The sequence below is a fragment of the Paenibacillus sp. P4_A7 genome, assembly GCF_056402455.1.
The window spans coordinates 1-890 of sequence record NZ_JBFUHJ010000850.1 but is presented as its reverse complement, the minus strand read 5'-3'; the positions used below and the strand labels follow the sequence as shown (position 1 = coordinate 890).

Annotated in this window: 1 protein-coding gene and 1 pseudogene; both read left to right on the top strand. The window is 44.8% G+C overall.

What is annotated here, in order from left to right:
- Positions 1–540, top strand: a 540-nt coding sequence (locus AC1DWN_RS34465) for a DUF58 domain-containing protein (RefSeq protein WP_477563299.1), incomplete at its 5' end; no start/stop codon positions are given.
- Positions 537–890, top strand: a pseudogene (locus tag AC1DWN_RS34460) (hypothetical protein); the annotation flags it as partial. The gene AC1DWN_RS34465 and the pseudogene AC1DWN_RS34460, both read left to right, overlap by 4 nt.

Genomic DNA, 890 nt, shown 5'->3' with positions numbered 1-890 from the left:
ATTAATTGGAAGGCTACTGCGAAAACAGGACAACTTCAAGTGCATCAGCATGATTTCACGGCTGACCGAAGGTTGATGATCTATTTAAATGTTGATGATGCAGAAGGTATGTGGCGAGCAGTAACGGATCATGCTCTCATTGAACGTGGTATAGAGTGGGCGGCAGGTGCAGCAGAAGCTGTTATCCAGCAAGGGATGGAAGTAGGATTTGCGACCAACATGCCCATTGTGGGATCAAGAGACAGCGTGAAGATTGAGCCGCATAGCGGACATGAACACTTGATAGGATTGTATGAAACGATGGCCAAGCTTGAAATTGAGCGTTCTGAGCTGTTTGACTATTTACTAGAGGCTGAAGCACAAAGCGGCTTTAGTGAACGTGATGTACTTATTATTACCACTTACTGGAATGAAAAGTTTGAGCTGCTCGCAGAACGATTGCGCTATAATGGCAACGCTGTTGCGGTATGGATTCTAAAAGAGGAAAAGCCAAAAAGAGAAGAACAAACAGGTACAGGCAGAGATGAGGTGAGTGCATGACATTATTCATGAAACGAGCATCTTCACTGAAGATTTTTGGACAAGGTTTAATAGAGATATTTTTCTATTTGCCAGTACTGCTTGCTGCTGCCGTATATTTACTGCCGTCTTCGGTCGTTTGGGTCTGGATCGTGACACTTCCACTCTGTTATTGGCTGGGGTCCATGTTAATCGGTATAAAGCCACAATTACGACTAATCTTCCGGCTGATGCTGGCAGTGGTTATAGGAGCTTTGGATGCTTGTCTTACCATCCTTTTGGGGGTTGGTGAGCTCGGCATTGTAGCACCCATTATATGCGGTTTATTAGGATCAAAAGTCGCTGCAAGAGGAATGTCAGCTATGCTGCAC